The organism is Actinomyces israelii DSM 43320 (assembly GCF_000711965.1).
Lineage (GTDB): Bacteria > Actinomycetota > Actinomycetes > Actinomycetales > Actinomycetaceae > Actinomyces > Actinomyces israelii.
In genome coordinates this window covers 24,193-30,285 of the sequence record NZ_JONS01000039.1, presented here as the reverse complement: position 1 = coordinate 30,285, position 6,093 = coordinate 24,193, and the positions used below count along the sequence as shown (strand labels likewise).

Genomic DNA, 6,093 nt, shown 5'->3' with positions numbered 1-6,093 from the left:
TGTGCGAGGCGATCGATATGGCGGCCCGCAGGTGCCCGCACACGACAGGAGGAGACGGTATTCCACTCGATTCCACTCCGGCCGGGGGTGCCAGTACACCTCCGAGCAGCTCTCCCAGCATCTGGGGAGATATGAGATCAACGCTTCCACGGGCAGGACCGGGGTGTGCTGGGCGGGTGCCTGGGCGGAAGTCGGCGGGTGCGACCCTCAAGGAACGAGAGGGTCTATCAGATGGTGTATCCCACAAGAAGCAAGGCCATCCGGGATACTGCCTCCCAGGTCGAGCCCGGTACACACGATCAGAAACAACTCTGCTCTGCCCTGGGGTACAGGACGCAGGGCGAGGCCGACCAGGAGCACCGAGCAGCAAGACGAGCAGCCTGAAAGACCGCTTTCAGGGCTGTCCGAGACACGCCCGGCAGTCCAAATGTCAGGAGTCAGGTCCGATGGCGGCTCACCAAGAACCTCCTCCACCTCCTCCTTCTGCGCCCTCATTGAGCCTCGCCGCACTCTCGCCCACGGCGTGACCGGTCACCACGAGGGCCCGCCCCTGCCGCCACCGCGACAACCACTCACGCACCGCCTCCCCCGACCCGCCCGACCGTCTCCGCGACAGCACCCAGGCCGACACCACGGACAGCGCACACAACCGCCCCCGCCCTTAGTCCCCGCCGGCTTGCAGAGCGCCCGAACACCTCCCCCACCCGATGAGGACATCCCGCCCCCGTCATGTCGACCCGCACGAGACAACCCTCATGCGAGATCCCCCCCGCAAACACCAACCAGGAATCCCGCAGCAGCTGCCCCAGAACGCCATTTTGTTTAATTCCAGCCACCATCGTAGACCGGCTCTACACTGAAAACATCACCTGCTGCACACGCTCGACTCAACCATTCCCAAAAACCTGGGGCGAGATCGAAGGCGTAGTAACGGTTCTTGGCCTCGATGAGAACGTTCGCGTCGACCACGTACATCAGGCCACCTCCATGTTAGCGGCCAGCTCCTTGAATGTAGCGTGCTTCCTCACCTGCAAGAGCTCGTAAGCCTCCCGGTACGGGGTCCGCCCCCTGAAAGTAGACAGGAGCACCGCCTGGGCGAACCGACGCCCCAGTCGCAGGGGAACCGTATTGTAGTAACTGCCGCCGTCGCTCGGCCTTCGTTCCGTCATGAGGCTCATCAGCCGCTCGCGCTCGGCACCGTACGTGCGACGGAACACATCCCAGGAGATGAGCCGGAGATCGTAGAGACGATTGAGCACGACCAGTGTGCTCACGCCGAAGCAGCCGGCGAGACCCTCCAGGGCCTCAACCCCGACATCGCCCCGGTACTCCGCTCTCAAAACTGCCTTCGGGACGAGGGCCGCGGCCGCAACCGCGTTGCACCAGCGCTCCTCGCCGACACCCGGGCGCACGACGTCGCTGGGATCCGATAGTGCACTGCCTCCCAGGCAGAGGTGGGCCAGCTCGTGGACAAGCGTGAAAACCTGGGCAGCCCGCGTATCCCTGCCGTTGACGAAGATCAGCGGCGCCATCGAGTCAACCAGAGCGAAGCCCCGGAACTCCCGAGGGTCAAGCCGCCGGCGAGTATTACTCCCGACGATGCCGCTGACCATGACGAGCACCCCGAGCTCCTCGATCCGGTCAATGAGCTCCCGCCGCATACCCTCCCTGCGCGAGCGGTGCGAAGCGGTGTCGTCATGGAGACGAAGCGCCGTCCGGACCCGCTCGGCGACGGCAGCGGGATCCTCCTCGCGGACTGCGGATCCCACAATCTCGACAGCTGGCGCACCCTCCTCCAGGAGGTACTCCCGGTACCACTCCTGCCGGTTCTGGCACAGGTAGATCGTGTCGAGCAGATCCCCCGACGGCTTCGAGACGCCGTCGCCCCCGACGGTCCGCATATCGGGGATCGGCAAGGGCTCGTCGGGGGGCTCCGGCAGGAACAGCTGCCCGAACGGCGCGTGCGTCGCCCTGGAGAAGTCCTCGATCTGCTTCAGCGTCGGCCTGCGCGTGCCCCTGATCCACTCATCCAGGTGAGGCGCACGGCTCTCGGCGGTCTTCTCATCCCAGCCCGCCCGGTCCACAGCCCACCTCAGCAGCGCGGGCTCCACCTCGACTCGGACCACCATGGCCGGCACCTCCCTCATCGGCAGCCGCGATCAGGGACTCTCCCCCCTCGCGGCCATCGTACGACGCCCCTGCGACATCCGCGCCGTCATCACACGTGGCGTCCCGCGGTCGTGGACGCGCCGCCCAGACCGCAATCGGTGGAGGCCACGACCTGCTCGGGGCCCGCGCCCACCGCCGTCGCCCAGAACGGCCGATCCGCTGCGGTCCTGCCCGCGCAGTAGCAGGAAGTGGCAGGATCAGTGCATGACCTTCCGAGCCCTGGCATGGCGCGACGGCCGCCCCACCGACGAGGCCCCCTCTGAGCTGCACGGCCTCAGGAAGTCCCTCGCCGAGCCGGGGCTGCTCGTGTGGGCGGACCTGGTGCGCCCCGCGCGTGAGGACCTGGCCCTCTTGGCCACCGAGCTGGATCTCGACCCGAACGCCGTGGAGGACGCGATCGCGCCGCACGAGCGCCCCAAGGCCTCCCAGCACGACGGCTACGCCTTCTTCGTCACCTACGCGACGCTGCCCGACTTCGCCTCCACCGAGGGGGACGAGGAGGACCAGCTGAGCAAGATCGCGGGCTTCTCCTTCCCCGGGGGCCTGGTGACCATCCGGACCTCCGAGCGCATCGACGCCGGCACGCTCGTGGAGCGCATCAACTCCAACCGGGAGTTCCTGCACCTGGGCTCCCCCGCCCTCGTGCACGCCCTGCTGGACCTCATCGTCGACGGCTACTTCGAGACCGTGCAGGAGCTCGACGACGCCATCGAGGACCTGGAGGACGACCTGTTCTCCCCGGACTCCCACTCCACGGAGTTCCAGCGCACCGCCTACGACGTGCGCACCAAGCTCGTCACCCTGCGCCACGTGGTCCTGCCCATGCGGGAGGTGGTCAACGTGCTGTGGCGCCACCGCGAGGACTCGCAGCGCGAGCTGGACCCCTTCTACGCCGACCTCAATGACCACGTCCTGCGGGCGACGGAGTGGACGGAGTCCCTGCGCGACATGATCGCCAGCGTCTTCGAGACCCACCTGTCCCTGCAGGACCAGCGGCTCAACAACGTGATGAAGAAGCTGGCGGGCTGGGCGGCGGTCATCTCCGTGCCCACGCTCGTGACCGGGTGGTTCGGCATCAATGTGCCCTACCCGGGCGCCGGGGAGCGCTCCGGGCTGATCTCCGCAGTGGTCATGGTGGTCGTCCCCTCGGTCGTGGTGTACGTCATCATGCGCAAGAACGACTGGATCTGACCCGGTCGGGCCCGGGGGCCGACCATCTCAACGAGTGATCTCCCGGCTGTGCCGGATATATGCCCATGGGTGCGGCGACGGTCTCGTCGTCGCCCGCGGCGGGGCGGGGCTGTGGCCGCTTCGAGGTCGTTCTGGGGCGGGGCTGCACGTGGGAGAGGAGGACCTTACCGGAGCGTGCGCCGGCTTTCCTTGTGATTCCGGGGTTCTCCGGCATCCGGCAGAATGAGTTGAGGTGCTCCCATGTGCGTTGAGGGGGGTCTGCGCACGTGGGAGCATGTCAACCAGTCCTGACGATCGAAGTGGAAGCGCAGAATCCCAACGAAAACTGGTATTTGCCCTGTTGGATCGCCTCCCTCCCATGTGCAAACCGCCTGAATGGCTGGTCTCAGGGTGGCAGGGGCGGCTCCCGGGACGCCCACGCGACCCGCCCGGCGCGTCTGGCGCGCCGTACAGCCTGCCCGTGCTCGTTCCCGATCGTATTCTTCCTCGGCGTCGGCGCGTCTGGCGCGCCGTACAGCCCGACCGCGCTAGAAGCCGCGGCGAGGATCCGCAAATCCGCCGGCCCAGGCCGGGAGGGGCCCGCCGCGACGACGCCGGAGCCGGCGCCCCCCGTCCTCCGAGCCGCCCTCGCCCGGGAAGCAGTGACCGTGCTCACCGTGGTGCGGACCCCGGCCACGGCCCCCGTGCCCGCCGCGACCCCGGCCGCCGAAGGGGCCCGGCCCGAAGCCCTGCTCGCGCATGCGCATCATGGCCTCGAAGGGCCCGTCGCCCATGCGGCGCCGGGCCTCGGCCATCCAGTCGGACGGGTCGTCGTCGTCATCGGCCCCGAGCTCGGTCTCGAGCGCGTCGATGAGCTTGTCGAGGAGCCCGACCAGGGCGGCGGCCTCCTCGTCGGTCAGGGCGTCGAGGTAGTCGTCGTCCTCCCGGCCGACCTCGACATCCCGGCCCGCCTCGGTCAGGGCGACCATCATGACGCGCCCGTCGGTCTCGGAGGGGGTGCGCTCGACGAGCCCGTCCGCCTGGAGCTTCTTGAGCAGCTCGTTGAGGGACTGCTGGCGGATGTCGAGCAGGTAGGCGAGCTCGCGGGTGGGGATGGGGCTCTGCATCTTCAGGGCGGCGAGGACCCGCCCGCGCCCGCGGGTGGTGTCAGCCAGGGGACCGGCGTGAGTGCGGGCCTCGACGTGGCGGCGGCGCATGAGCCGGTGAAGGCGGCGGAGCCGCTCGTGCAGCCCTGTGCGTGTGGTGGTGTCCATGACGATCTCCTGCATCGTATCGAGCACCTGTCCAGCAGGTGCCTGCTGATCTCTGACGACCAAAAAACTACAGGTACCCTTCAGACATCGTCAAGCACATATCGCAGGTGGCTGTATGCTCTGCATCACTTCCGCGCGCCGCGCGCGTCCCAGGCTGTACGGGCCCCTCGCCGCCCTCGCGGTCGTACAGAGACGAGCCCCGGACCCGGTCATCCAGATGCGGCCCCAACGAGTGCCGGCCGGCGGGTCGGGCGAGAAGAGCCCCACCCTCTCGCACGCGCAACTGAGGCCCCGCCCCGTCAACCAGGGCGAGGCCTCAGCCCCCGGTGCCGCACTCATCTCACCGGCCGTCGGCTCCGTGCGACTCCATGCCGACCCTGTGCCGGCCGTGTGCCGGACCGAGTCCGCGCCGCGGGCGCGGTCACACGGCGCGCTAGTCAGTAGCCCAGGCCGCGGGCGACCTCGCGCAGGCGCTCGGCCGAGGAGGTGAGGCGGTCGCGCTCGTCCAGGGTCAGCGGCAGCTCGAGACGGCGCCCGGCGCCCTCACGGCCCACAATGGTGGGCACAGCCATGCACACGTCGGAGATGCCGTGCCAGTTCTCCAGCAGCGGCGAAATGGTCAGGACGCGCTGCTCGTCGTTGAGGACGGCGCTGATGATCCGCTGAACGGCCAGGCCCACGGCGTAGTTCGTCACGCCCTTGCCCTCGATGATGCGGTAGGCGGAGCGGACGACGTCGTGGGCGATGCGCTCGCGCTTGGCCTGGTCGAAGACCCCGCCGTCCAGGGTCTTGCCCCACTGGGTGACGGGCACGCCGCCGATCTCGCAGGAGGACCACAGGGGGACCTCGGAGTCGCCGTGCTCACCGGTGATGTAGCCGTGAATGTTCTGCGTCGCGGTCCCGGTCTCCAGGGAGACCAGGTAGCGCATGCGGGCGGTGTCCAGGACGGTGCCGGAGCCGAAGATCTGGTTCTCCGGCAGGCCGGTGATCTTCTTGGCGCAGTAGGTCACGACGTCCACCGGGTTGGCTACCGGCAGGAAGATCGCGTTGGGCGCGACCTCCACAAGCTTGGGCAGGATCTTCTCCATAATGCCCACGGTGGCGCCGGCGAGCTCGAGGCGGGACTGGCCCGGCTTCTGCTTGGCCCCGGCGGTGATGGCGATGACGTCGGCGTCGCGGCAGATCTCGGGGTCGTCGGAGCCCGAGACGGAGCCTGCGGAGGTGAACTGGATCCCCTGGGCGATGTCGAGGGCCTCGGCCTCGACCTTCTCCTTGACGATGTCCTGCAGCACGACCTCGCGGGCGACCCCCTTGGTCACGCAGGCGTAGGCGAGCGTGGAGCCCACGGCACCCGCGCCGATGATCGCGACCTTGGACGGGCGGCCCCCCGGAGCCGTCGGGTAGGAACCTTGTGCACTGTTGGTGATGGTGGCCTCGGACACGGTTTTCCTCCGAATAGGGTGATGGCACGGCAGGCGCG

General features: G+C 68.5%; 5 protein-coding genes. 1 reads left to right on the top strand and 4 read right to left on the bottom strand.

The annotated features are described in order from the left end of the window. Positions 1-822: 822 nt before the first annotated feature. Positions 823-975, bottom strand: coding sequence for a DUF4411 family protein (locus O145_RS17535; protein ID WP_084682584.1), 153 nt, complete (start codon positions 973-975; stop codon positions 823-825). Further along, the gene (locus O145_RS12105; protein WP_043563370.1) at positions 975-2,129 is read right to left on the bottom strand and encodes an ImmA/IrrE family metallo-endopeptidase; all 1,155 of its coding nucleotides are present in this window, start codon (positions 2,127-2,129) and stop codon (positions 975-977) included. The genes O145_RS17535 and O145_RS12105 overlap by 1 nt, the downstream gene beginning before the upstream one ends. Before the next feature lie 244 nt (positions 2,130-2,373). Here O145_RS12105 and O145_RS12100 point away from each other — a divergent pair, with 244 nt between their 5' ends. After that, positions 2,374-3,360, top strand: coding sequence for a magnesium transporter CorA family protein (locus O145_RS12100; protein WP_043563362.1), 987 nt, complete (start codon positions 2,374-2,376; stop codon positions 3,358-3,360). A gap of 527 nt (positions 3,361-3,887) precedes the next feature. On the opposite strand, the gene O145_RS12095 is transcribed toward O145_RS12100, so the two are convergent. Together O145_RS12095 and O145_RS12090 are read right to left on the bottom strand one after the other, a co-directional pair. Further along, positions 3,888-4,613 (bottom strand): MarR family winged helix-turn-helix transcriptional regulator, encoded by a 726-nt coding sequence (locus tag O145_RS12095; RefSeq protein ID WP_084682586.1) that lies wholly within the window; start codon positions 4,611-4,613, stop codon positions 3,888-3,890. A 437-nt stretch (positions 4,614-5,050) separates the two neighbouring features. Continuing rightward, positions 5,051-6,055, bottom strand: a complete 1,005-nt coding sequence (locus tag O145_RS12090) for an L-lactate dehydrogenase (RefSeq protein ID WP_043563361.1) — start codon at positions 6,053-6,055, stop codon at positions 5,051-5,053. Positions 6,056-6,093 lie beyond the last annotated feature (38 nt).